The sequence below is a fragment of the Coriobacteriia bacterium genome (genome assembly GCA_031292615.1).
In the GTDB taxonomy this organism is placed as follows: Bacteria; Actinomycetota; Coriobacteriia; order Anaerosomatales; family JAAXUF01; genus JARLGT01.
In genome coordinates this window covers 1-23,790 of record JARLGT010000026.1, presented here as the reverse complement: position 1 = coordinate 23,790, position 23,790 = coordinate 1, and the positions used below count along the sequence as shown (strand labels likewise).

Below are 23,790 nucleotides of genomic sequence, written 5' to 3'. Positions count from 1 at the left end.
GAGGTGATCTACGTCGTGGTGAGCCTCGTTCTCCTCAGATGGGCATCCGTGGTGATCGCCATGCTGGGAACCAAGGCCCGATTCCAAACGATCGCTTTCATGGGCTGGTTCGGGCCTCGCGGACTGGCCACCGTGGTCTTCTCCGTGATTCTGCTCGACGCAGCTGTTGCGGGCGGCAACGTGGTCGCATCGACCGCGATTGTCTGCGTCGTGCTCAGCGCCTTTGCCCACGGCCTCACGGCGCCGCCCTTCGTGGCCGCCTACTCCGGCTGGTGGAACAAGCAGTCCGGCTCAGGCGCCGAGGCCATCGAGGCCGAGAAGGTCGCCGTGCACCCGACGCGCCGCGGCGCCAAGTCGCCCGCCTGATGAGTCTCGGACGCGACTAGGTATTCCGAGGGTCGGAGAAGTATCAGTAGGCCAGCCACCACCAAAGGAGAGCCTCCTTGCGGTTCGTGACCTACAACATCCACCACGGGCAGGGAATCGACGGTCGATTCTCGGCGCCGAGGATCGCCCGGGTTCTGGCGGCGGTCAACCCCGACGTTGTGGGCCTCAACGAGGTGCTGAAGCTGACCGGCCGAAGGGACCAAGCTGCCATCGTAGGGGACCTTCTCGGCATGTCGCACGCGTACGGGGAGACGCATCGGTACTCGTTTTGGGGGGCGGGCAACGGCATCGCGACGCGCGGGCTCCTGACCGCGGTCGACCGGCTCGATCTGCCCGGTGGGATGGAGCGTCGGCAATGCCTTGTGACCACGATTGAGCTGGATGGCGTGCGTTTCAGGTTTGCGACCGCCCACTTGGCGCTGAATCGAGAGGCACGAGCGCGCTCCATCGAGATGCTCGTCAACGACCTGCCCGACGATCTGCCGCTTGTGCTGGCCGGCGACTTCAATGCGCCGATTTCGGAGATAGAACCCCTCCGAGCGCGGCTGACGGTGGTAGATGCGCCGCCAACGTTCCCGTCGTGGAAACCCACCAAGCCGCTCGATGTCTTGGCGTTTAGCGACCACTGGCGGGTCACGAACGTGCTGGTAGCGACGTCTATCGCGTCGGATCACCGGCCGCTTGTGGTCGATTTGGCGATTCGCTCAGGCGAGTCCGGGGGAGAGTAAGCAAGACCGGAAACATATCCTTTGCGGAAAGGCTGAAACCATGGCAGATCAGCAGTATGAAATGCTCGTCTTCGGGGCCCAATACGGCGATGTCGAAGAGGCAATAAACGACTTCGTCGCCATCAAGGCGCTCCACCACGAGAAGTGGATTGGTTCCTACGAGTCGGCTCTTTTTGAGAAGACTGAGGACGGCAAGACGAGAATCATCAACACCGACTCCTCAGTGCGCGCTTGGGGCGCGACAGCCGGGCTGGTCGTCGGTGGCGTGCTCGGCGTCATCTTTCCGCCTTCCGTGCTCGTCATGGGCGCGGCCGGTGCCGGAGTGGGAGCTCTGGCCGGGCACTTCGCAGGCGGCATCAAGCGCAGCGCGATCAAGGAGCTGGCCGATGGCCTTCAGGATGGTCAGGCGGGAATCGTGCTGATCGGCGAGTTCACGCCGGACGAGGGCATCGAGAAGCTGCTGAAGCGCGCAGCCAAGATCACCAAGGCGCAGATCGACGAGACGGCCGACGAGCTGAAGAAGGCCGTCGACGAGGCTGCCAAGGCCTAGACACCACAGCACTCGGCAATCAAGAAGGCCCGTCTCGGTCGCGAGACGGGCCTTCTGCGCATTGCGATGAGCCCAGCTACATACCGAGGATCTTTGCCTTCTGCGCGGCGAACTCCTCCTCGGTCAGGATGCCCTGCGCCTTCAAGGCGCCGAGACGCTCGAGCTGAGAGATCATGTCGTTCTCGGCCGGGGCAGCAGGCGGCATCATGACGCCCGGAGCAGGGCCCGACGCGACGGCCATCGCTGGCGCCGGCTGCTGGGTCTGCTCGGCGTACCGCTGCTGCGCGTTGCCGTACGCATCGACGTTCTTCTGAGCCTGTCGGCGGTTGATGGCGTTCGACGTGGCGGTCGCAGTACCCGCGATGACGGCGGTGCGGCCCACCGCCCTGAGTAGTCCTGGCATCGTATGCTCCTATCCGTTGCTGGCAGCCAAGGCGGCCAGCGCATCGTCGACTACGGTCGCTGGCACGCGGGTGGTCAGAGCCACGTCCGCGCCGGCCTTCTCGAACGCGGTCATCAGCGGGACGGCCCACGCGCTCTCGATTGCCAGAGCGACCACCGCCGAGCCGGGCGCCATGCCCTCGGCCAGCGCCGCCGAGTCCTCGGCGTCGAAGAGCCCGCGGGTGTTTGTCTCGATGAATCCCAGCTTCGCCTTCTGCTCGGCGGGGAGGTCTTCGATGTCCAAGCCGAGCACCGCGCCGCTCTCGTCCATCACCAAGACCATCGCGTCGAGGACGCGGATGGTGCCGGTCGCTGCGAGCCGCTCGAGCTCGGCCAAGATGGTGCCGTCGAAATGCGGTTCGCCCATGGCGAGAACGACGACGTCAACGGGTCCGTACTCCATGCTTCACCCCTTTCGTTGGTGACACTCTCTACAAGATATGCGACATCAGCCGGAACGTGCGCTGCTGGAGCTTGTCGGTAAACGTGTAGCTGTCGATTTCGGCCTGCGTGACCTCGGTGCACTTGGTCTTGTCGATCTCGAACTGCGCCTCGAGCTGACGAGCCGTATCGCCGTTGTGCACCCAGGTCATCATCTCTTTCTGCAGGTCGAAGCTACGGCGGTCCATATTCATCGTGCCGACGGCGCAGTACTTGCCGTCGACCGAGATGGTCTTGGCGTGGAAGAAGCCGGCGTCGTAGCGGAAGATGCGCGCTCCGGCGTCGAGCAGCTTAGGGTAGTACGTGCGAGCAGCCAACCATGCCGTCTTGTGGTCCGGCATGCCGGTCATCATGAACTGCACGTCGACTCCGGCGAGCGCGGCTCCCACCATCGCGTCGAGCATCGGGGCGTCGGGGACGAAGTACGGCGACTGGATGCGCAGAGTCTTCTCGGCAGCGCCCATCGCGACCATGTGCACGAGGGCTGCCGAGCCGTACGGGTCCTCGGCGGCTTGAGCAACCACCTGGATGATCGCGGGCTCGCCCTCATTGAGCGAAGAGTCGACCGCAGGGAGGTACTTCTCGGTCAGGAGGTTCTCCTTGTTGTGCAGAACGAACCAGCGCGCCGCGAACCACTTCTGGAGTTCGGCCACGCCGGGACCGGTGTAGCGCAGACCGCTGTCGCGCCACGTGGGGTAGGCCTTGCCGCCATCGATGTACTCCTGGCCGACGTTGAATCCGCCGTTGTAGCCGATCTCGGAGTCGATGACGGTAATCTTGCGGTGGTTGCGGTAGTTGAGGCTGTCGAGATGCTTCATGTCCTCGAAGATCAGAGCGCCAGCGGCTTTGAGCTCCTTCATCTCGTTTTTCTTGAAGGGCAGCGAGCCCATCCAGTCGTAGACGATGCGCACCTCGACTCCGTTGGCGAGGCGGTCGAGCATGATGTCCTTCATCTTCGCCGTGAGCTCGTCGTTCTCCCAGATGAAGTACTGATGGTGGATGAAGTGCTGCGCCTTCTCCATATCGGCGCACATCGCCTCGAAGAAGCCGCCACCGCTGGAGAACAGCTGGATGTCGCGCACGGGAAGCGGGCTGGCCAGGTTCAGCGACTTGATGGCTTCGACGACCTTCAGCTGAACCGCGGACGCCTCGGCCTTGCGGAAGTGCTCGACCGCGGGTTCGTAGGCGTCGTAGATCGGACGCATCATCGGCAGGAACTCGCGCTCGTACATCTGGGTCCTGTTCTGGCCCTTCTTGCGCCAGTCTCGACCGAAGATGAAGTACATCGTCAGTCCGATGAACGGGAACGCCCAGACGAAGAACATCCACGCGAACTGCTCGGCGGGCTCGCTGTCGTCTGAGATGAGGACTAGGTACGAGACGATGTAGTACAGGACGACGAGCACGGCGGCGGTGACCGGATAGACGGTGGCGATTCGAGCGGTGATCATGGTCGTCCCCTCGTAAGCGATGGACGGATGACTGCTGTTCCAGCCAACCGCTCTGACTTCAAATGCGCCCCGATAGAGGTTGTTTCCCCAGTACCGCCGGGTTGCATCGGAGTTCGCCTAGAAGCCGCGACTGACAAGGTTCGCGTGCAGGCGTCCCGATACCTGCGTCGGGGTACCATCCGAGAAGTCGAGACGCTACGGTGCGGAGCGCGAGCTCCGCCGCGGGGCGCGAAGAGGGGAGCGATCTTGCGGCTTGGTTGGCATCGGCGTCCGCCTTGCGAGTGCGCCCGTGCGAGAGTGCTCTCTTGAACGCGACTGAGATCGCGCGCGTGCTCCCGTTTGCCCTCGGCGTAGCGGCGAGTCCCGTGCCGATAGTTGGCGTCCTGGTCATTCTGCTCGGGCAGCGCGGGCGAGTGGGGAGCGTCGTGTTCGCCGCCGCTTGGGTGCTGGGCAACGCTTTGGCGATTGGGATCGCGGTGGTCTTCGCCGGGCACATCAGGCAGCCGCGTGCGCAGTTGGATCTGCCCTACGAGGGCGCCATCTTCCTGCTCCTGGGCATCGGCCTCGTCGCCGGAGCCTGGCTGTCGCGAAGAGGGCGCAAGCTTTCCGAGAAGGAGAGTAGGGCTCCGGACTGGGTCAAGGCAGTCGACAGCCTATCTCCCGCTGGCGGCGCGCTAGTGGCGCTGTCCAACGCGGTGACCAGTCCCAAGAACCTGGCGTTGGCGTTGGGGTGCGGGGCCGCGATTCGCAGCATGTCGCCCTTCTTCGCGACCGACACAACGCTCGCGCTCGTGTATGTCGTGGTGGCGAGCATTACCGTGGTGGTACCCGTCGTTGTGTACTTCGTGATGGGAGAGAAGGCACAAGCCGCTCTCGCCGGTTGGAAGGCGTACGTCACCGCGCGATCCGCGTCGGTCATGGAGGTGACCGTCTTTGTCTTTGGCGTTGCATTGGCGGTGAAGGGGCTCATCAACCTGTTGGGATGATGCAGAGCACGAGACCCTGCCAGGCAGATAGTCCGAGGGAGGTGTGACCGGCTTGGTTCCCAGCGACTCCGCAGACGTGTCCTTCCAGCCGCCGAAGCGCGGTTCCATAACCGCCGACCTGATCTCGGGGCTGGCGAACGGGATCGCGAACATCCCCGATGCGATGGCAAACGCGCTGCTGGCGGGCGCCAGCCCGATCGTGGGGCTCTACGCACTCTTGGCGGGCACGCCAGTCGCCGCGCTCACGACGAGTTCGCAGTTCATGACGGTCGCCATCACGTCAGCGATGGCGGTGACTCTCGGGAGTGGCTTGGCGACGATTCCCCGCGAGCAGCACGACGCGGCCGTTGCGCTCGTCGCGCTTGCGGTAGGCGCATTCATGGTGGCGTTCGGGCTCCTCAAGGGTGGGCGCCTTCTCCGATTCGTTTCGAACGCCGTGATGAAGGGGTTTCTGAACGGGGTGGCACTCATCGTCGTGGTTGGGCAGCTGCCTAACATCACGGGCTACAGCTCTTCATGGCAGACCAAGCTCGCCAAGGCGATTGACACGGCAGTCCACGTGTTCTCGTGGAATCCGATGGCGATGGCGGTTGGCGCCGCGACCATCGCAATCATCCTGGTGCTCATGCGCACGCGCCTGCGTGCCTACGCGATGCTGATCGCGCTGGCGGTGGTGAGTGGCGGCGTCTACCTGCTTCATATCGACGTTGCGCTCGTGAAGAGTGTCTCGGCGATTCCGTCGGGGCTGCCCATGCCTAGGCTGCCGGAGCTTCGACTGCTGCCCGAGCTCATCGTTCCGGCCGTGGCGGTGGCACTCATCGGGCTCGTCCAAGGCGGAGGGATCAGCAAGTCGTACCCCAACGCTGATGGCACGTTCCCCAACGCCTCGCGCGATATGGTCGGCCAAGGGCTCGCAAACGCGGCGGCGAGCGTATTCGGCGGCATGCCCATGGGCGCCTCGGCCTCGAGTACCGCGATGGCCGTCTCGGGCGGTGCGAGAACTCGCCTGTCCAACTTCGTCATCGGGGTGGTTGTTGCGGCGGTCCTGTTGCTGCTCGGGCCACTTGTCGAGCTCGTGCCGCTGTCCGTGCTCGCAGGCATCCTGATCGTCGTGGGCGTCACCGCATTCGACACCGAGGGGATGCTCGATGTGTGGCGTACGAGCCGTGAGTCGGCGGCGATCATGGGCATCACGCTCGGATCGATGCTCCTCGTACCGGTCCAGTACGCGGTGCTGCTCGGTGCCGCCCTGTCCGCCGTGCAGTACGTGTACAGCTCGTCGAAGGACGTGAAGGTCGTGTCGCTGGTCCAGCTGCCGGACGGCCGTTGGCAGGAGCACGACCCGCCCCAGATACTTCCGAGCCGTGAGGTGCTGGTCGTCGACATATACGGAAGCTTCTTCTACGCGGGCGTCGACCTGGTGGACAAGCTGCTCCCGTCTGTCGGCGCCGCCGAGCGGCCCTTCCTGGTCGTTCGGGTGCGTGGCCACTCCGAGGTTGGCAGCACGTTCCTCACGATGATCCGGCGCTACCACGGCCAGATTGAGGCCGCTGGAGGGCGGCTCGTGCTCGCCGGCACCCACCCAAGGCTCCTTGAGCAGCTGCGCAATACGGGTATTCTTGACGAACTTGGTGAGGAGAACGTGCTGCCCGTGACCAGCGTGGTGTTCGATTCGACGGCTGCAGCCGTCGAGATGGGCAACGCGTGGCTCGAAGGACGTGACACGCAATCGAACCCGTAGCTCCCGCATTTCACGTGATGGCCAAGCCCACTGGGGCCCGCTGCAACCTGCACTGCGACTACTGCTTCTTCCTCGAGAAGTCAGAGCTCTATCCCGAGAGCGACTTCCGCATGAGCGACGAGATCGCCGATGCGTTCGTTCGCCAGACGATCGAAGCGCAGCAGGTGCCTTTCGTGACGCTTGCCTGGCAGGGCGGTGAGCCCACCCTCATGGGACTTGACTTCTTTCGGCGGGCGCTGGAGGTGGAGCGTGAGGCGCTTCCGAAGGGCTGGCAGGTTGAGCGGACGATCCAAACCAATGGCACGCTGCTCGACGACGAGTGGGCCGCCTTCCTCGCCGAGAACAACGTCCTGGTCGGCCTGAGCATCGACGGACCCCGCGAGTTGCACGACGCCTACCGGCACGACGGCGCGGGGCGCTCCGTCTTCGACCGGGTCGAATCCGCCGCTCGACTGCTCCAGAAGCACGGCGTCGAGTTCAACGTGCTGTGCACCGTCAACTCTGCCAACGCCAAGCACCCGCTGGACGTGTATCACTACTTCCGAGATGAGCTCGGCGCGTGCTACGTGCAGTTCATTCCGATCGTTGAGGTGGCGACGCCGCCGGGTGAGGGCCGCGCGGGCACGGTCACCGACCGCAGCGTTTCGGGGCTCGAGTACGGCGAGTTCCTCTCGGCGATCTTCGACGAGTGGGTGCGCAACGACGTCGGCGAGATGTTCGTGCAGTTCTTCGACGGCGTGCTCGCGGCGTACCTGCGTGGCTACTCGAGCCTGTGCGTGTTGCGGCCGACGTGCGGCGAGGGCGTCGCGCTGGAGCACAACGGCGACGTGTACTCGTGCGACCATTTCGTCGATCCGCCCTACCTGCTTGGCAACATCGCGCAGACGCCCCTCGGCGAGCTGGTTCGCTCGGAGCAGCAGCGCGCGTTCGGCGAGGCCAAGCGCGACACCCTGCCCCGCTACTGCCGAGAATGCGAGTTCCTCTTCGCGTGCAACGGCGAGTGCCCCAAGAACCGCATCCTGCTTGCGCCGGACGGTGAGCCGGGTCTGAACTGGCTGTGCGATGGCCTCAAGCTGTTCTTCGCGCACACGGACGGTCGGATGCGCAGGCTGGCCGGCCTGCTCGAATCCCGTCGCGACGCAGCCGAGGTCATGCCGCTGCTTGCCGAGGAGGCCGCGCGAACCGGGCGCAACGAACTGTGTCCTTGTGGCAGCGGGCGCAAGTACAAGGCATGCTGCGGGGCGTAGAGCGATTGCGTGGCGAGAGGCAGAGGAACGAGCGCCGCCTGGCGTAGGTGATCGCGGCATCCATTCCAGCATCATGTCGGGACCGCCGCGTTGCGGTTCTCGCATCGATCAGGGCACGACGAAGGGAGCGGGACAATGAGGGAGACCGAGGGCGGCAAGCCCAGAGGTGAGAATCGACTGACCTTTTGGGCTCTAGCCACCGCCATTGTGTGGTTCGTGGTCGGCTTCGGTCTGATCCTGCGGAGCTTCGGGCAGGTCCTCGGAGTCTTGATACCTGCGCTAACATCCTTCCTGTTCGCCGGCTTGCTGGTCGCGATGTTTCGCCCAGTCACGCACTGGCTGAAGCGACGCAAGGTCAACGACGGGCTGGCAGCGCTTGGCGGGGTGGCGTGCGCACTCGTCGTGATCGGCATCGGATCGGTGATAGTCCTTGGGCCAGTGCTTGCCGGCGCGAACAGCTTCGTGACTTCACTCCCCACCGCGGCTGCGAACCTCAGCGCGGAGCTGCGTACTCTGATCGCGAACACGCCGGTGTTGTCGCAGGCGGTCAGGGGAGCGCTCGAGTCGTCTGCGGCATCGCTTGTGTCTGGCGCATCGCGTGTGGCCCTGGGTGGCGTCGGCATCTTGGTGAAGGTGGGCTCGGTCATCTTCAGTCTCGGGCTCACGACGTTTCTGGCCCTGATTCTTGCCTTCTGGTTCCTGAAGGACGGCCCCCACATCTCAAAGGCGATGCTCGCTGTCGTGCCGGCTCGCTGGCGCGAAGACGTGTCGGCGGTTGCGTCGGCGTTCGACACGTCCTTCTCGGGCTATCTGATCGCCACGGCCATCAACTGTTCGTTGATCTTTGTCCTCGACGGCATCGGCTTTAGCTTGGTCGGGCTGCCCAACCCATGGCTCTTTGCCGCCATGGACGCGCTGGTCGGCGTGATCCCGTACGTGGGCTCGATTCTGAGCTTCGTGGTCGCCGTCGTGGTCGGTCTGGCAATCTCGCCTGCGGTTGGTATCGGGACGGGCGTCGTACACTTCGCAGTCGACCAGATCGTGTACTCGTTCATCGGCCCGGTGGTTGCGGGCAAGACGGTCTCGCTGCACCCGGTGATGATCATCTTCGCGCTCTCGGTCGGTGCGGCACTGGCGGGGATCTGGGGAGCGCTGCTGGCGATTCCGGTGGCCGCAGCGATTCGCGTCATCTTCATCTACTACCGCGATCGCGACGGTGTGCAGGTGCTCGAGGCTCAAGGCGCAGGTGCTTCGGCCAGCGACGGTTGATTGGATCCAGGTGCGACGGACTTCGCCTAAGTTGTCCGAAGCGACGAGAAGGGGCGCCCGCATGGGCGCCCCTTCCAGGTCCGTCGTTGGTGCCGCTCTCTAGGCGTCGACGCTTGCTGTCTGCAGCTGCTCCAGCACGCGATCGAGGTTGAAGCTCGCGGGCTTCTGCCTCGGCGGGAACTCGATGATGTCTTGGACGGCCTCGGCCACCACGGCCTGGGCCATCACGATCAGGAAGACGTGATCGAGCAACCAGTCCCAATACGTGTTCGAGTTGTCGAGCGAGCGCTCGAACGGGTCGCGTCTGAGGTTGAAGACACGTGGCACCCGCAGGTCGACGAACGGCTCGGCCCACAGGCCGAGTTGCTTCGCTCGCTGCTCCTTGAACGTGAACTTCCAGTCGCCAACGCGCAGCGCGACGAGCTCCGCGTCGTCGTTGACGTAGAAGAACTGGTCGCGAGGGCTGTCGTCCGTGGTTCCGGCGAAGTAGTCGTTCATGTCCTTGCCATCGAGCGCGACCTTGAAGGTCTTGCCCATCGACTGGTAGCCCGTCCGGCACTGCGCGGCGATGTCCGGCACGCCCGCCGCCGCTAGGAACGTGGTCGCCATGTCCTGCAGCGCGACGATGCCGTTGCGGGTGACACCCGCCTCGTAGTGACCGGGCCAGCGCATGAAGCACGGGACACGGTAGGCGCCTTCCCAGTTGGAGTTCTTCTCCGAGCGGAACGGCGTCGTGGCGGCATCCGGCCAGCTGTTGTAGTGCGGGCCGTTGTCCGTGGAGTACATGACGATCGTGTCCTCGGCGAGTCCAAGCTCGTCGAGCTTGTCGAGGATCATGCCGACGTGCCTGTCGTGTTCGACCATGCCGTCGCCGTACTCGTCCTGCCCGCTGATGCCGCGGAGCTCCGGCTTCACGTGCGTGCGGAAGTGCATGCGGGTGGCGTTCCACCAAACGAAGAACGGCTTGTCCTCGGCGGCGCGCTCTTCGAGGTACTCGAGCGTGCGTCCAACGGTCTCGTCGTCGATCGTCTCCATGCGTTTCTTGGTGAGCGGACCGGTGTCCTCGATCTTCTGCGTGCCGTCCGGCTGCGCCCAGCAGTGAAGCACGCCGCGCGGGCCGAAGCGCTCCCTGAAGGTCGGGTCCTTGGGATAGTCGAGCAGCTCAGGCTCTTCCTCGGCGTTGAGGTGGTACAGGTTGCCGAAGAACTCGTCGAAGCCGTGATTCGTGGGCAGGTGCTCGTCGAGATCGCCCAGGTGGTTCTTGCCGAACTGCGCCGTGGCGTAGCCCAACGGCTTGAGCATCTCGGCGATGGTCGGATCCTCGGGCTGCAGGCCGAAGTTCGCACCCGGCAGGCCGACCTTGGTCATGCCGGTACGCAGCGGGTTCTGCCCTGTGATGAAGGCTGCGCGGCCAGCTGTGCAACTCTGCTGGCCGTAGAAGTCGGTGAACGCCACGCCTTCCTTCGCAAGCCGGTCGATGTTGGGCGTCATGTAGCCCATCATCCCGCGGCTGTTGTGACTGATGTTCCAAGTGCCGATATCGTCGCCCCAAAGGACGAGGATGTTCGGTTTCCCGTTCGGCATACTGACCTCCTTCTTCGAACAGTCGCCTGCTCGCCCTACTTGGACCTCTTGTCGCCGATATACACCTCGGCGAGACGCATCGCTGCGCCCATGACGCACACCACCAAGCCGCCAAGTACCAGGATCACGCCGAACTCATGATCGCTGACCGTGTACGCGACCACGCCGAATACCGCCGCCAACAGCCCAGCGCCCATGGTTACCCAGTAGACTTTCACGGTGTCTCCCTCTCCAGATGCGTGAACTACGTCTTACGCCAGAGCCTTCGCCTTGAGGGCCTTGAACTCCTCCTGAGTGATTGCGCCCTTGTCCAGAAGTTCCTGCGCCTTGGCGATGTCGTCGACCGACGAACCGCCTACCAGACGAGACTGGACCGCCTGAGCCTGCTGCATCATTCGCTTGTCCTGCTCGGTGTTCTTGGGACGCGCAATCATGTAGATCAGGATGCCGAGCAACGGAAAGATGAAGATTACGAGCATCCAGCCGGCCTTGCCCCACCCGGACAGGTTCTCGCGCATGAAGATGTCAGAGAACACCCTGACGAACATCATGATCACGATGAAGACCAGGTAGATCCAAAGCAGCGTCCACAAGAAGTTGGCGAAAGTACTGTTGAACATCGAGACTCCTTCATCCGGCACATCGGCACGTGCTTGCGGTACGAACTCCCCCCGGAGAGAACGGACACGTGGTGAGGATACCCTAGACACCGGCGGAAGAGCGTGCGGTGGGTGCCGAATGAACGCGGCCTCAATGAGTGCGCTTGTGCGAGTACCGTCGGCCGATGATAATCGCGTCGGGGCCGTGTCCGTCTGGACGCCTGCGCATGATGCGCGAGCGAGAGTGGGGAGCAACGCCGATGGACACGCAGTCCGCCGAAGAAGCAGGCGCTAGACCTGTACTGACTACTACCGAGTCGTGGACTCGTCGCCTCAAGATCACGTGGACCTACGTCGGGATCATGATTCTGGTCATCGCCGGAGTCATGTTCTTCCGCGCCGTACTGGCGTCGGTCTTCACGTTCGTGATCGGCGGACTGCTGGCGTTTCTGCTGCGGCCCATCGTCTCGCTGTTGATGCGGTGGAAGTTCCCACGTGGGCTGGCCGTGCTCGTAACCGCTCTGCTTCTCGTCGTGGTGCTGGGGTTCGGCCTGATGGCCGTGCTGCCATCGGTAGCGGCCGAGGTGCAGCAGATCGCAACGGCACTCGCAGCCCAGCAGCAGAAGCTCCAGACTGCGGCAACCACCGCGGCGGCCCAGCTCCCGTCGTCGGCTCAGGCGTCCCTCGCTAAGGCCCAGGCGCAGGCGGCCGCACAAGCTGCGTCCAAAGCGAGGGACCTGGCGCTGACCCTGGCCAAGGCTCTGGGCGACCTCGGCGCCATCGTGCTGGACCTCTTCCTCGGCTTCATCATCTCGATCTGGTTCATGCTCGATGGATCGCACGTCTCGAAGTGGGCGCTGTCCGTCTTGCCGCCGGCGTGGCGCGAGGACACTGCCCAAGTCGGTCGCGCGTTTGACAACGCTTTCGGTGGATTCATCCGAGGAATGGCCATCAGCATGCTGCTAATGTTCGCCGGCATGGCGTTGGGCTTCAATCTGCTGGGCGTTCCCTACGCGTGGGCGCTAGCGGCGCTGTGCGGCCTGCTCGCGGTCATCCCGATCATCGGCGGCATAGTCGGCGGCATCATCGCCACCCTCGTTGCGCTGACCATCAGCCCACAACTCGCGGTCTGGACGCTGGTTGTCGTGCTCCTGGTCGAGCAGACTGTGGACTCGGTCATCGAGCCGATCGTCTTGGGAGAGTCGGTCCGGCTGCACCCGCTCGCGATTCTCTTTGCGCTGGCAATCGGTGGCGCGATCGCCGGCATCTTCGGCATGATTGCGGCAATTCCCGCTGTCGCTGCGGCGTACACGGTCTACCTCTACTTCGCGCGGAAGTACGGCGTGCTCGAGCCCGCACCTGCGGCCGCGCCTGATGCGAAGGCCGCCAAGGCATAGCTCGACCCAGACCCCAACGGGTTACAATCGAGCACGAGCCAAAGCGGCACGAGAGGGGACTACCAGTGACCACAACCGTCGTCATCACGGGTAACGACGCTGCGGCCAACGCGGCCAAGCTCGCTCGCGTGCAGGTCATCGCTGCCTATCCCATCACCCCGCAGTCGCCCGTGGTCGAACAACTTGCGGCCTGGGTTGAGTCCGGCGAGCTACCAGCCGAGTTCGTGGCGGTCGAAAGCGAGCACTCCGCGATGACGGTGTGCATCGGGGCCTCGACGGTCGGCGCGCGCGCTTTCACTGCCACCTCGGCCAACGGACTTGCCTACATGACCGAGCAGATCTGGTGGGCGGCTGGAGCTCGGCTCCCCATTGTCATGTGCGTCGCGAACCGAGCGATGGCCGCGCCGTGGAACGTACTCAACGACCAGCAAGACTCGATGAGCGTGCGCGACGCCGGCTGGGTGCAGCTGTACTGTCGCGACAACCAGGAGATCCTCGACACGACCGTGCAGGCGTATCGCATCGCCGAGAAGCTCCACGTGCCGGTCATGGTCTGCTACGACGGCTTCCTGCTCTCGCACACGGTCATGCCGGTCGACATCCCCGCGGCCGAGACGGTCGACGCCTTCCTGCCGCCGTTCAAAGAGCCGTTCACGGTGGTCGACACGGCCGACCCGCGCAACATCGGTCCCGTCGTCATCGCCGAGCCACGCGACGACGCTGCCGGCATTACGCGCCCCGGCTACATGGAGATCCGTGCGCTGCACAATCGGGCGCTTCACGACGCGCTCGACTTCATCCCCGCTGTTGACGCCGAGTGGGCGGCTGCGACCGGTCGTTCGTGGGGCGGCCTGACCTGGGAGTACGCGCTCGACGACGCCGAGATCGTGCTCGTCGCGGCCGGGTCGATCGGCATGCAACTGACGGTGACGGTCGACGAGTTGCGCGCCAAGGGCGTACGTGTGGGGGTGCTCGGCCTGAGGGCGTACCGGCCATTCCCAGTCGAGGCGTTGCGCGCCAAGATCGCGGACTCCAAGCTCGCCATCGTCTTCGACAAGGCCATGAGCTACGGCTACGGCGGGCCTATCTGCAACGATCTGCGCGCCGCGCTCTTCTCGGCCGAGAAGCGGCCTGCGGTGTTCGGCGCGATCTGCGGCCTCGGCGGGCGCGACGTCACCCCCGCGCATCTCGCCGAGACGGTTGAGCGCGCAATCGCTGACTACGACGATGGCGTGCGCGAGCGTGCCGACGAGTGGGTAAACCTTCACCTCACTGGAGAGGCGGACGCGTCATGAGTACACCCGTGGAAGCGGAGAAGACCCCGGCCGATCAGACGCTGCGGAGCTGGGCTTTTGCCGGGATCGTCATCTGGGCGGTGGTGGGATTCGGCCTGTTGATCCGAGGCTCGGGCCAAGTTCTTGGCGACGTGCTCCCGGCACTGACGTCGTTCTTCATCGCGGGCTTGCTGATCGCCATCTTCCGGCCGATAACTCGCTGGCTTAAGGCGCACAAGGTACCGGATGCGCTAGCGGCGCTGGGGGGCGTGCTGAGCGCAATCGTGGTCATGGTGCTTCTCGTGGCTCTATTCCTCGTGCCGGTGGTCTCGGGTGCGGCCGGCTTCTTCACTTCGATTCCTGCGACGGTCACAACAATCACCAACAACGTCCAGAGTGGAGTCTCCAACTATCAGAAGCTGCCGAATTCCGTGAAGAACATCATCGAATCCATGCTGACCACCCTCTCGTCGCATGCGAGTGATGCCGCCAGCAACGGTGTCGGAATGTTGGTCGCGGGAGTGTCCACTATCTTTAGCCTCGGGCTAGAGATGTTCCTGGGCCTGATTCTCATGTTCTGGTTTCTCAAGGACGGCCCGCGCATCGCCAAGGCGATGCTGAACGTCGTTCCCAAGCGCTGGCACGACGACGTGGCCGTCATCGCATCGTCGTTCGACTCGTCGTTCTCGGGCTATTTGGTGGCTACCGCGATTAACTGCTCCGTGATTTTCGTGCTTGACGGCATCGGGTTCACGGTCATCAAGTTGCCCAACGCCTGGTTCATCGCGGCGATGGTGGCCATTCTGGGCATCATCCCGTACCTCGGCTCGATCCTGAGCTTCCTGCTGGCGTTCGTCGTTGGGTTGCTGGCGGGGCCGGCGATAGGCATCGAGACGGGCGTCATCGTGTTCATGGTCGACCAGATCGTGTACTCGTTCATCGGGCCGATCGTTGCGGGCAAGACGGTCACGCTGCATCCCGTCATGATCATCTTCGCATTGAGCGTGGGCGCTGCTCTTGCCGGGATTCTCGGAGCGGTGCTTTCCATCCCCATTGCCGCCGCCATCCGCGTCATCTTCATCTACTACCGCGACCGCCACGCTGCCGGCGTGTACTCGGGCAATCCCCCGTCCTCTGTCGCCGAGGAGGCCTAAGCGCTCCATGACCAACATCGTCGACATCCCGGCAGAGGAGTACATCCTGCCCGGCAACCGCGCGTGTGCCGGCTGCGGCATCGGCATCGGCCTGCGTGCGATCACCAAGGCGCTCGACGGCCAGATGGTCATGACCGTGCCGGCCAGCTGCCTGACGGTGCTGGGCGGCATGTACCCGATCGCGTCCGTGCGCGTGCCGTGGGTCAATGTCGCGTTCCCGAGCACGGCCGCCGCCGCCGCGGGCATCCGCGCCGGGCTGCGCGCAACCGGGCGTGACAGCGAGATGACCGTGCTAGCGATGGCCGGCGACGGCGGCACGGGCGACATCGGCATCCAAGCGCTGTCCGGTGCTGCCGAGCGAAACGACGACTTCATCTACCTGTGCTACGACAACGAGGCGTACATGAACACCGGCACGCAGCGAAGCGGGCTGACGCCGGTGGGCGCGCGTACCACCACAACGTGGTCGGGCAAGCGCGAGAACCCCAAAGACCTGCCGCTCATCATGGAGGCGCACCACATCCCGTACGTGGCGATGACGTCGGCGGCGTTTCCCGCCGACGTGTTCGATAAGGTAAGCAAGGCGCGCGGCATCACCGGCCTGCGCTACATCCACATGAACACGCCGTGCCCGAGCGGCTGGGGATTCGACCCGAAGGACTCCGTGGCGCTGGGCAAGCTCGCGGTCGACACGGGGCTCGTGGTCCTCTACGAGGTCGAGGAGGGCGTCTTCCGCCTCACAGGCCGGAGCGCGTCGCTCGCCAAGAGCGGCAAGCGCAAGCCGATCTCCGAGTACCTCGCCACCCAGAGCCGCTTCCGCGGAGTAACGCCCGAGACCGCCGAGGAGATCCAAGCCTGGGCCGACGAGCGCTGGTCCGGGTACGTCGCACGCAACGCCGCCGGGACCGAGTAGTGGCCGCGTGTGCGCGCACGAGCCGCAGGGCTTGCGACGCTACTGAACCGCGATGATCACCGAGAACGACCTCGACGGCTGGTAGCTGTTCTGGTCGTTGTTGGGCAGTTCGTCGAGGAAGAGCGGCCCGAATCCCTTGCCCGTCGCAGTGAAGTAGAGCGATTGGTACCCGTCGCCTTCCTTTGCCGCGGCGGGATCCCGCGTGAAGGTGGAGTCGCCGCTCTGCGGCAGGAACGTCAGCGGGATCCCCACGTGCCAGGTGGTGTCCGAGTGCATGTTGCCGCGCAGACGAACCTCGAGATGCTGACCTTGCAGCAGATGAACCACGCTGCCCTGCGCGGTGTCGGTGATGACGACCGGGGGTGTGGGGATGAGCTCGAGCAGCGGGACGCGGAACCACCAGGCGACGCCCGCCAGGGCCACGAGCACGGCCGCAGCAGTGCCCACACCCCACAACAACCTGCGATGCCGTCGCTTCACGCACACACCTCCTTGCCCTCCAGCCTAGCGCTCTTGGGGGGTGAAACGCACTTTGCAGGCCGACCTGGCTCTTTCACGAGTTCTCCATATGCGACTCATTCGCCCTTCACGAGGTGGCGGCACAATGAGGTTGCGGTCAACGAGCGGTTTGGCAGAACTTCTCGGGGACGGGGATCGCACAAAGCAGAATCTTCTTCATGGAGAGAGACCCGCGGACAGCGGGTCTCTCTGTTTGCGGATGCAGGAGTACTCGATTCCCTGCACAAGGGAATGAGGGTTCCCGGCGGTGGCCTTTCGTGAGGTACCATGCAGGAGTCTGGCGCCTGGCGAGATAGTCGCGAGCGCGCCTAATGTGGCGCACGAGGAAAGGATTCAGCCGAATGGCTGACGACATCACCCCGACCAATCCGGAGTCCGAGCTACCCACGCCGGACGAGTCGCCGTTCTTCGCGCCCGTGGCGCCCGCCGTGCCTAACGCCACTGCGCCCGAGGCCGCCGACCCAGAGCCGCCTGCGGACGCCACAACAGACGACATCGCCGCTGGCAGCGAGGCCGCCGCAACTGCCGACTCCGCGTCATCGACGGGTGCCGCTGAGCCCGACTCCACCTCGCCCGAGTCGCCCCTGCCGGACTTCGCCGCCGAGCAGCCCGCCGCCGAGGTCGATCTCGGCGCGACGGCTCCACATGACTTCCGGGACGAGACCGAGGTCGACCCAGCCTCCTCGCAGCTCACGCAGTTGATCCCGCCCGTCGAGGCCGCCGCCGAGATCCCGCCGTTCGACCCACAGGCCGCGCAGATGACGCAGCTGGTTCCGGTCGTCGCCGAGCAGGCCGCCCCCGAGACGCCTGCCGCGGTCGTCGCCCCACTGCCCACGGTCGTCGCCGGTTCGCGCGTCGTGATCGTGGTGTCCCGAGGCGCCTCACCGATTCCTCCGGCGGCTGTTGTCGCGGTTCCGCACGTCATCGGAACGTCCCAAGGCGAGGCGCTCGGCAAGCTTCAAGAAGCGGGGCTCTCGGCACAGGTCTTCAACGAATACAGCGAGCTGACGCGTGGCGAAGTCACGGCTCAGATGCCCGAGTTCGGCCAGACCGCGGCCGCTGGCTCAGAGGCGGTTCTGCTCGTCTCCGGCGGTCCGGCTCCAGAACTGACGCTCAGCGTCCCGCTGCCCGACGTGGTCGGACTTTCCGAGGCCGACGCGCTCGCTCGCATCCAGGCGGGCGGACTGTCCCCTCAGGTGGTGCGCGACTTCTCGGCTAACGTTCCGCTGGGCATCGTGGTTGCACAGCTTCCGAGCGGGCACTCGGTCGCCGAGGCTCCGCGCAAGAAGGGTTCGCTTTGGTGGCTTTGGACGCTGCTGGTCATCGCCGTTCTCGTCGCCATGGGCGGCGGCATCTACTACTACCTCAATCGCACGGCGGCGGTCCCTAACGTGGTGGGCTTGTCGCAGGCACAAGCCGAGCAGGCCATCACCGCGGCCGGCTTCAAGCTTGGCAGCATCGCAACCACTCAGACGATCAGCGCGAGCGAGGTCGGCAAGGTCACCACGCAGACGCCGTCGCCCGACACGCAGGTCAAGCTCATCGACCAGGTCAACATCGTCGTCTCCGGCGGGCAGAAGTTGTTCTCGATTCCCGACGTGACCGCCAAGTCGCAGGCCGAAGCCCGCTCGATCCTCACCTCGGCCGGGCTGCAGGTCTCGTCGAGCACCGCCTACAGCACAACCGTGCCCAAGGACTCGGTCATCTCGCAATCGCCGGGCGCCGGCGAGAAGGTTCCCAGCGGCACGACGGTGGGGCTCACAGTGTCGCTGGGCGTGCAGAGCGTCACCGTGCCCGGCCTGCAGAACATGACCACCGATCAGGCGCGAAACGCGCTCAAGGTCGCCAACCTCAGCTCGGTGTCGATGAGCGAGTTCACGCTTACCGGCACCACGAAGACGCTGGTGTTCGGGCAGTTCCCGGCCACGGGTCAGGCGGTCGCACCCGGTACAATCGTCGGCTTCCTGGTGTCCAACGGCCCGCCCAGCAACGGCTCGACGGCGACCGTCTCCGTACCGCCGGTCGTCGGCAAGACGAAGAACGACGCCATCAACGCGCTGTCCAAGGTCACGCTCAGCAACACCATCGTAAACTGGAGTGGCACGGGGCGGCCCGCTGGCGAGGTCGTCGGTCAGGCCCCCGGCGCGAGCGAGATTGTCCCCAAGAAGGTCGCCGTGATGCTTTTCGTCTCCAACGGCAAGTAGGCGCGTGGCTCCGAGGTGGCGCGACGGAAACGAAAGCGGTGACGGCTGATTACTCCGTCACCGCTTCTTGTTGCTCCGAGCCGAGGAGCGCTACTTGACCGCCACGGCGTGAAAACCGCTCGTCGTGGCTGAGTGTTGGCCGTCATCGGGGGCATACGCGTAGAGGCGGTATCCACCCTTCTTGAGCTTGAGCGAGACCGCGTACGTGCCGTAGCTGGCCGACCGCAAGGTCACGCGCGTCCAGACCGCCGAGTAGTCGGCCCACCTGTGCCCGTTCCAGCGCTTGATTTTGAGCTTGACCACTCGCGAGCCGGTTGCATGCGCGGGCATGAGCGTGCCGCGGACGGCAATCGATTTCGTGTGGGAGATGCTCGACTTGGACGATGGCGTGCTCAGCGACACGCCTGGGACGATCGTCACGGCAGCCGAGACGGTGCCAGAGACCGCGCCGCTTCCAGCGAAGGTGAATCGATAGAACGTGCGGGCCTCCTGAGTGACTGTCGAGGCGTACACACCACCTGGAAGGTTGGTCACGATCGCGCCCGGGACATCGGCGAACGCGCCGCCGTCGCGCGAGGACTGCAGCGCCACTGTCGCGCCGGCAAGCGGAGTCCCGGATGCGTCCTCGAGTGTGGCGTCGATCGGCATTGCGACTCCGTAGGCGGGCGTTGCCAGCGTCGCGGCCGAACCCGCGACGTGCGCCCCGAGCCACGCGGCATGGCCAGCGACCGGGGACACCACGTGCATCACGGCGCTGGCGTGGGAGGTATGGTCGTCCCAGTTGTAGGCGCTCGAGGCTTGGACCGTCACCGTATGGTCCCCAGCTGTCCACGGGAACGTCGCGCCGGTATCAGCCGTGTCGCCCGACGTGGTCGAGTCGTCCACCCAGTGATACGAAACCCCGCGGAGATGCGCAACCGGAATCTGCCAGTTGACCGGCACCGAGCCCAATGACGCCACGGTTCTCACGTCGATTACCGGGTTCGTGAGCAAGGGGTAGTCGGAGATGAGGCGCGCGTACGTGCGGGCCATGTCGAGCCGACGATACCCCGAGGGATACCGCTTCGACTTCGGCCCCGTGGCGGCAGAGTCCAAGACCTCGCGGGTGATCTCGGCGTTGGAGAGCGCGGGTGCAGCGCGCCACAGCCACGCGACAGCGCCCGACACCACCGGAGTGGCCATGCTGGTGCCGTCCCAGACGAAATAGCCGGGAGTGCTGGTGAGTGACGGAATCAGGTTGACGCCGGGCTGGTTTAGGCCCCAGATGAAGGTGCCGGGGGCCATGACGTCCAGCGACGTCTTGGAGTAGTTCGAGTAGCTGGCGGGAATCGTCACTGCTTTCGCATTCTTGTCCAGAGCCCCCACACTGATCACATGCTTGCAACAGCCGGGGTAGAAGGCCTTGCTCTTCGCATCGTTGCCCTTGGCACCAACGAGCACCGCGCCCCGCGCGTAGGCGTAATTCACGGCGGCCTGCAGAGCCGGCGATGCGCCGTACGCGCCGACGCTCATGTTGATGACGCTCGCATGGTCGACATCGACCGAGTAGACGATCGCGGCGATAAGCGCGCTGTCGGGAATCCCCGATGTCCCGTTGGCGAAGACACCCATAACCTTGTGGACGACCACGCGCGTGTCGTAGCCCACCCCGATCGTGCCCACACCGTTGTTGGCGGTTGCCCCGATCTCGCCCGAGACACACGTGCCGTGAGCGACCGTAAGCACCCTCTCGGAGTACGGCAGCTTGTGTGAGACGCTGTTGGCGGGTGGCGGCGAGACGTCGTTGTCCTCAACGATAGTTCGGCCAGGCCCCTCGTGATCGAAGAAGTCGTGCCCGGGGACGATATCGGCACCGTTGTCGGGATGCCCGCTGTAGAGGCCGGAGTCGAGCACTGCCACTGTGATCTCAGTGCCGCTCGCCCGCAGCGGATACTTCCCGATGATGTTGCTACCTGTGTAGCCCTGCGCCCACGCTTCGGGCGCGTGGATGTCGCGCAGCCACCACGAGCGGCCGCGCGGATACGACGCGACGAGCACGTAGTGGCCGCTCTTATTCTTGTAATAGGAGCCGCCTGTGGGCGCGAACTGGAAGTCTGGGTCGTCGGGACCTGCCGCCGGGTAGGCCGGGGGCAGGTAGGCGACGGGCTGGCGCACATAGTCGGGAACCGCGTAGGCGACGCGGCCGCTGGCGGCCAACTGCTTGGCGAACTTCGTCGCCGAGCGGCCCTTGGGCACGTCGAACGAGTAGAGGCCCGGCACGACCTGATCCACCGACCCCGTAGACGTCTCTGCGCTGCGGGCGACGGCGCTAAGGGCCTTGGGAGTCGCCGACGCCTTGAAGCTCACCAGCACGCGGCCTGAGTTCGCCGAGACCGCCGGGGTGGCTTCGATCGTGGTGGTCGCGACAGATGCCGAGCCGGCCGTCGAGGATGCTGCCACGGCGATGGCGGATTGCGGCACCACCCGCTGCTCGAACGCCGAGGAGCCGGCGACGGCGGTCGACTGCGATGCAGCGAGTCCGAGTCCGGCGGTCGACGCGAGCAGGGCAAGTGCGATCAGAGCGCGGCGCAACTTCATCAACTACGTCCTCACGGGCGGAATCAAGCACGGTTTGGGGCGCACATATGCGTAGAACTGCACGGTAACATCCCGGCGGTGATGCGGACTGATAGCGCATCTCGTGCCGAATGCGGCGTGTTGAGTGTTCCCATCAGGCATCGTCGCACCCTTGACCCGCCGACAACGCCGCGGGTACTATCGCTAGGCATTGCGCACGGCCAGGTAGCTCAGTTGGTAGAGCAGGGGACTGAAAATCCCCGTGTCGGCGGTTCAAGTCCGTCTCTGGCCACCATGAACTCTTCGAAGCCCCGGTCGGGTAGATCGGGGCTTCTTTACGTTCTACCTGCGGTTTCAGTCCCGCTCCGGCTGCGCCTCCGCCCGCAACCGGGAACGGCGCCGGTTGCTCGCTGTCTACAAAACTGAGCTGCCTGGCCGTGCTTCACGTCACACCGGCGGTACACCGGATGACATAAGAACGAGCCCGCAGGGGGTTGTGGGGCGCTTGGTTGCCGTTTGAGGGGTACATGCCTATGGTTCGTCAGAGGCGCGAAGCTCGCCGCGTCCAAGTCATGTCCCGGCCGGACTAGGGGGTCCACGTGCCGAAAGCCGTCACGCCTGAAGAGATGTTCAAGCTGATCGAAGCTGCGTTCACTGCCTGCGAGCCTGAAGTAAGCGTACCAGCGCGTGCGCCGCTCTACTGGATGCTGCGATACGTGTTCGGTCTTGAGGAGATCGAAGCGCAAGACGCGATCTGTGATGGCGCGAACGACAAGGGCATCGATGCCATTCATGTGGACGAGAGCGAGAAGGTCGTCTACGTCCTTCAGTCCAAACGGCGCGAGAAGTACGGCACGAGTCTCGGCGACTCGGACTTGAAGCACCTCGTTGGGACCCTCGGGCAGCTTGCGACCCCTGAGGGTGCGGAGCTTCTGGCGTCATCCGGCAACGCCGAACTCGCCCAACTTATCATCCGGCATGACTTGGCGAGCAGGCTACAGGAGGACTACAGCGTCCGAGGTGTTCTTGTAACGAACCTGCCTGAGGACTCACAGGCGCGGACGTACCTGAAGACCCAAGTCCGTTCGGGCATGTCACTGGATCTCTGGGACCTCGAGCGGCTCTACAAGGCGCTTCGCCACATTGTCGGCTCTGAGTACGTCGAAGGCCCCGCCTATCTTCACTTCACGAAGAAGGGATCGTTCTCGTATTCGCTGAGTGACAGCGTCGAGATCATCGTTGCTCTAGTCCCGGCCAAGGACATTGCGGGCCTGCCCGGCATCGAAGACGACACCCTCTTCGATCACAACGTGCGCGGTCCGCTCGGAAACACCCGTATCAACAAAGACATTCAGCGGACGATCAAGGACGTTGGCGAGCATCCGCTGTTCCCGGCATATCACAACGGAATGACGATCATCTGCAAAAAGCTCAAGCGAGGACGCGGTCGGCTGGAGCTACGTGACTTGTCGATCGTCAATGGCTGTCAGTCGGCGAAGACGATAGCGGGCAACAAGTCGTCGCTCACCGACGACCTGATGGTGTTGGTAAAGATCGTCAATGCCGATCCTGAGGCGAGCCCGCTCGCATACGAACTCACGAACAAGATCACGCAACGGAGCAACAACCAGAACGCGATCACGATGCGAGACCTAAGATCCACCGATGCGAAGCAGCGTGAGCTATCGGATGAGTTCCAGGCGCTATTCGGGTCAAAGGTGACGTACGACATACGGCGCGGCGAGAAAGACAAGGCCGAGATCGTTATTCCGAACGACTTGGCGGCCCAAGAGCTCGTTTCGCTGTACCTAGAGGAACCGTGGGATGGCCACAAGAAGACTGAGCTCTTCGAGAAGAAGTACGACGCGGTCTTCTCAACTTCGGTACACGCGCAACAGGTCTACTTCGCGCACATGTTCTATGAAGCCGCGATCGCTAACCGTGATGCGATCGAGGACCCATCGGTGGCCTCGTATCAACTCACGGCATTCGTATTGATGTACTTGGCTCGCCTTATCCTGGATCAGGACGTTGCCAGCCGTGATCTCATTCTCGAGCCGCTTCCGATCGTTACGAACTCGAAGAAGAGCATGGCGGTAAGGACCACGCTGGCACAGCTCTTGAGAAGCGTGGCGATCGACCTGAACTTCTACATCAAGGACGAGCGGAAGAAGGACCAGTTCTGGGACTATCGGCGAGCATTCAAGCGCAAGATCGATGTCGTGGCGCTCGGCGATGACGTCGTCAAGTCGTATCAGAAGGAGATCGCCAGAGATCCGAGCCGAGCCATCTCCCTCTGACTCAGCCGCGTGCGAATGGGGTGTGTGGCATGGACCGATGGTTCCTTCG

At 64.3% G+C, this 23,790-nt stretch carries 21 protein-coding genes and 1 tRNA gene; 14 read left to right on the top strand and 8 right to left on the bottom strand.

All coding sequences use genetic code 11. The features are described 5' to 3' along the window. The 3 genes from P4L93_02720 to P4L93_02710 form a co-directional block, all read left to right on the top strand. A partial coding sequence (locus tag P4L93_02720) for a sodium:proton antiporter (GenBank protein ID MDR3685859.1) occupies positions 1–366 on the top strand: 366 nt, incomplete at its 5' end. Between the two features lie 86 nt (positions 367–452). Continuing rightward, a complete protein-coding gene (locus tag P4L93_02715; protein MDR3685858.1) occupies positions 453–1,115 on the top strand; it encodes an endonuclease/exonuclease/phosphatase family protein in 663 nt (220 codons plus the stop codon). Positions 1,116–1,155: 40 nt separating this feature from the next. Continuing rightward, on the top strand, positions 1,156–1,665 hold the full coding sequence (locus tag P4L93_02710; protein ID MDR3685857.1) for a DUF1269 domain-containing protein: 510 nt from the start codon (positions 1,156–1,158) through the stop codon (positions 1,663–1,665). A gap of 76 nt (positions 1,666–1,741) precedes the next feature. On the opposite strand, the gene P4L93_02705 is transcribed toward P4L93_02710, so the two are convergent. From P4L93_02705 to cls, 3 genes are read right to left on the bottom strand one after another with little or no spacing between them, the layout of a single operon-like run. Continuing rightward, positions 1,742–2,068 (bottom strand): SHOCT domain-containing protein, encoded by a 327-nt coding sequence (locus P4L93_02705; GenBank protein ID MDR3685856.1) that lies wholly within the window; start codon positions 2,066–2,068, stop codon positions 1,742–1,744. Positions 2,069–2,077: 9 nt separating this feature from the next. Continuing rightward, entirely contained in the window at positions 2,078–2,509 is a 432-nt protein-coding gene (locus P4L93_02700) for a DUF6325 family protein (protein ID MDR3685855.1), read from the bottom strand. A 28-nt stretch (positions 2,510–2,537) separates the two neighbouring features. After that, on the bottom strand, positions 2,538–3,998 hold the full coding sequence (cls, locus tag P4L93_02695) for a cardiolipin synthase (protein MDR3685854.1): 1,461 nt from the start codon (positions 3,996–3,998) through the stop codon (positions 2,538–2,540). Between the two features lie 305 nt (positions 3,999–4,303). On the opposite strand from cls, the gene P4L93_02690 reads away from it, so the two are divergent. From P4L93_02690 to P4L93_02675, 4 genes are all read left to right on the top strand, one after another. After that, positions 4,304–4,984 (top strand): GAP family protein, encoded by a 681-nt coding sequence (locus P4L93_02690; protein ID MDR3685853.1) that lies wholly within the window; start codon positions 4,304–4,306, stop codon positions 4,982–4,984. Positions 4,985–5,027: 43 nt separating this feature from the next. Then, the gene (locus tag P4L93_02685) at positions 5,028–6,725 is read left to right on the top strand and encodes a SulP family inorganic anion transporter (GenBank protein ID MDR3685852.1); all 1,698 of its coding nucleotides are present in this window, start codon (positions 5,028–5,030) and stop codon (positions 6,723–6,725) included. 17 nt (positions 6,726–6,742) lie between these two features. After that, entirely contained in the window at positions 6,743–7,972 is a 1,230-nt protein-coding gene (locus tag P4L93_02680) for an anaerobic sulfatase maturase (GenBank protein ID MDR3685851.1), read from the top strand. A gap of 135 nt (positions 7,973–8,107) precedes the next feature. Continuing rightward, positions 8,108–9,241: an AI-2E family transporter gene (locus tag P4L93_02675; protein MDR3685850.1), complete on the top strand. Its 1,134-nt coding sequence runs from the start codon at positions 8,108–8,110 to the stop codon at positions 9,239–9,241. 99 nt (positions 9,242–9,340) lie between these two features. On the opposite strand, the gene P4L93_02670 is transcribed toward P4L93_02675, so the two are convergent. From P4L93_02670 to P4L93_02660, 3 genes are read right to left on the bottom strand one after another with little or no spacing between them, the layout of a single operon-like run. Further along, positions 9,341–10,825, bottom strand: a complete 1,485-nt coding sequence (locus tag P4L93_02670) for an arylsulfatase (GenBank protein MDR3685849.1) — start codon at positions 10,823–10,825, stop codon at positions 9,341–9,343. Between the two features lie 35 nt (positions 10,826–10,860). After that, positions 10,861–11,043: a hypothetical protein gene (locus P4L93_02665; protein MDR3685848.1), complete on the bottom strand. Its 183-nt coding sequence runs from the start codon at positions 11,041–11,043 to the stop codon at positions 10,861–10,863. 33 nt (positions 11,044–11,076) lie between these two features. Continuing rightward, positions 11,077–11,445: an SHOCT domain-containing protein gene (locus tag P4L93_02660; GenBank protein MDR3685847.1), complete on the bottom strand. Its 369-nt coding sequence runs from the start codon at positions 11,443–11,445 to the stop codon at positions 11,077–11,079. 206 nt (positions 11,446–11,651) lie between these two features. Here P4L93_02660 and P4L93_02655 point away from each other — a divergent pair, with 206 nt between their 5' ends. The 4 genes from P4L93_02655 (at position 11,652) to P4L93_02640 (ending at position 16,162) form a co-directional block, all read left to right on the top strand. Beyond that, entirely contained in the window at positions 11,652–12,821 is a 1,170-nt protein-coding gene (locus P4L93_02655) for an AI-2E family transporter (protein ID MDR3685846.1), read from the top strand. 65 nt (positions 12,822–12,886) lie between these two features. After that, a complete protein-coding gene (locus P4L93_02650) occupies positions 12,887–14,116 on the top strand; it encodes a pyruvate ferredoxin oxidoreductase (GenBank protein ID MDR3685845.1) in 1,230 nt (409 codons plus the stop codon). Continuing rightward, positions 14,113–15,249, top strand: a complete 1,137-nt coding sequence (locus P4L93_02645) for an AI-2E family transporter (GenBank protein ID MDR3685844.1) — start codon at positions 14,113–14,115, stop codon at positions 15,247–15,249. Before P4L93_02650 ends, P4L93_02645 begins: the two co-directional genes overlap by 4 nt. Before the next feature lie 7 nt (positions 15,250–15,256). Continuing rightward, on the top strand, positions 15,257–16,162 hold the full coding sequence (locus tag P4L93_02640) for a thiamine pyrophosphate-dependent enzyme (GenBank protein ID MDR3685843.1): 906 nt from the start codon (positions 15,257–15,259) through the stop codon (positions 16,160–16,162). A gap of 39 nt (positions 16,163–16,201) precedes the next feature. Here P4L93_02640 and P4L93_02635 read toward each other — a convergent pair whose 3' ends face one another. After that, complete coding sequence (locus P4L93_02635; protein MDR3685842.1) at positions 16,202–16,642, bottom strand: hypothetical protein; 441 nt, start codon at positions 16,640–16,642, stop codon at positions 16,202–16,204. A gap of 380 nt (positions 16,643–17,022) precedes the next feature. On the opposite strand from P4L93_02635, the gene P4L93_02630 reads away from it, so the two are divergent. Next, complete coding sequence (locus tag P4L93_02630) at positions 17,023–18,885, top strand: PASTA domain-containing protein (GenBank protein MDR3685841.1); 1,863 nt, start codon at positions 17,023–17,025, stop codon at positions 18,883–18,885. Positions 18,886–18,975: 90 nt separating this feature from the next. Here P4L93_02630 and P4L93_02625 read toward each other — a convergent pair whose 3' ends face one another. Then, a complete protein-coding gene (locus P4L93_02625) occupies positions 18,976–21,462 on the bottom strand; it encodes a S8 family serine peptidase (protein MDR3685840.1) in 2,487 nt (828 codons plus the stop codon). Positions 21,463–21,660: 198 nt separating this feature from the next. Here P4L93_02625 and P4L93_02620 point away from each other — a divergent pair. Continuing rightward, a tRNA-Phe gene (locus tag P4L93_02620) sits at positions 21,661–21,736 on the top strand. A 304-nt stretch (positions 21,737–22,040) separates the two neighbouring features. Beyond that, positions 22,041–23,741: an AIPR family protein gene (locus tag P4L93_02615; protein ID MDR3685839.1), complete on the top strand. Its 1,701-nt coding sequence runs from the start codon at positions 22,041–22,043 to the stop codon at positions 23,739–23,741. Positions 23,742–23,790: the final 49 nt, after the last annotated feature.

What these genes read in the sequence shown, in the direction of transcription:
- P4L93_02625 (MDR3685840.1), bottom strand. Translation starts at nt 21,462, where the DNA reads ATGAAGTTGCGCCGCGCTCTGATCGCACTTGCCCTGCTCGCGTCGACC.
- P4L93_02655 (MDR3685846.1), top strand. Translation starts at nt 11,652, where the DNA reads ATGATGCGCGAGCGAGAGTGGGGAGCAACGCCGATGGACACGCAGTCC.
- P4L93_02705 (MDR3685856.1), bottom strand. Translation starts at nt 2,068, where the DNA reads ATGCCAGGACTACTCAGGGCGGTGGGCCGCACCGCCGTCATCGCGGGT.
- P4L93_02680 (MDR3685851.1), top strand. Translation starts at nt 6,743, where the DNA reads ATGGCCAAGCCCACTGGGGCCCGCTGCAACCTGCACTGCGACTACTGC.
- P4L93_02645 (MDR3685844.1), top strand. Translation starts at nt 14,113, where the DNA reads ATGAGTACACCCGTGGAAGCGGAGAAGACCCCGGCCGATCAGACGCTG.
- P4L93_02670 (MDR3685849.1), bottom strand. Translation starts at nt 10,825, where the DNA reads ATGCCGAACGGGAAACCGAACATCCTCGTCCTTTGGGGCGACGATATC.
- P4L93_02640 (MDR3685843.1), top strand. Translation starts at nt 15,257, where the DNA reads ATGACCAACATCGTCGACATCCCGGCAGAGGAGTACATCCTGCCCGGC.
- cls (MDR3685854.1), bottom strand. Translation starts at nt 3,998, where the DNA reads ATGATCACCGCTCGAATCGCCACCGTCTATCCGGTCACCGCCGCCGTG.
- P4L93_02660 (MDR3685847.1), bottom strand. Translation starts at nt 11,445, where the DNA reads ATGTTCAACAGTACTTTCGCCAACTTCTTGTGGACGCTGCTTTGGATC.
- P4L93_02700 (MDR3685855.1), bottom strand. Translation starts at nt 2,509, where the DNA reads ATGGAGTACGGACCCGTTGACGTCGTCGTTCTCGCCATGGGCGAACCG.
- P4L93_02675 (MDR3685850.1), top strand. Translation starts at nt 8,108, where the DNA reads ATGAGGGAGACCGAGGGCGGCAAGCCCAGAGGTGAGAATCGACTGACC.
- P4L93_02710 (MDR3685857.1), top strand. Translation starts at nt 1,156, where the DNA reads ATGGCAGATCAGCAGTATGAAATGCTCGTCTTCGGGGCCCAATACGGC.
- P4L93_02630 (MDR3685841.1), top strand. Translation starts at nt 17,023, where the DNA reads ATGGCTGACGACATCACCCCGACCAATCCGGAGTCCGAGCTACCCACG.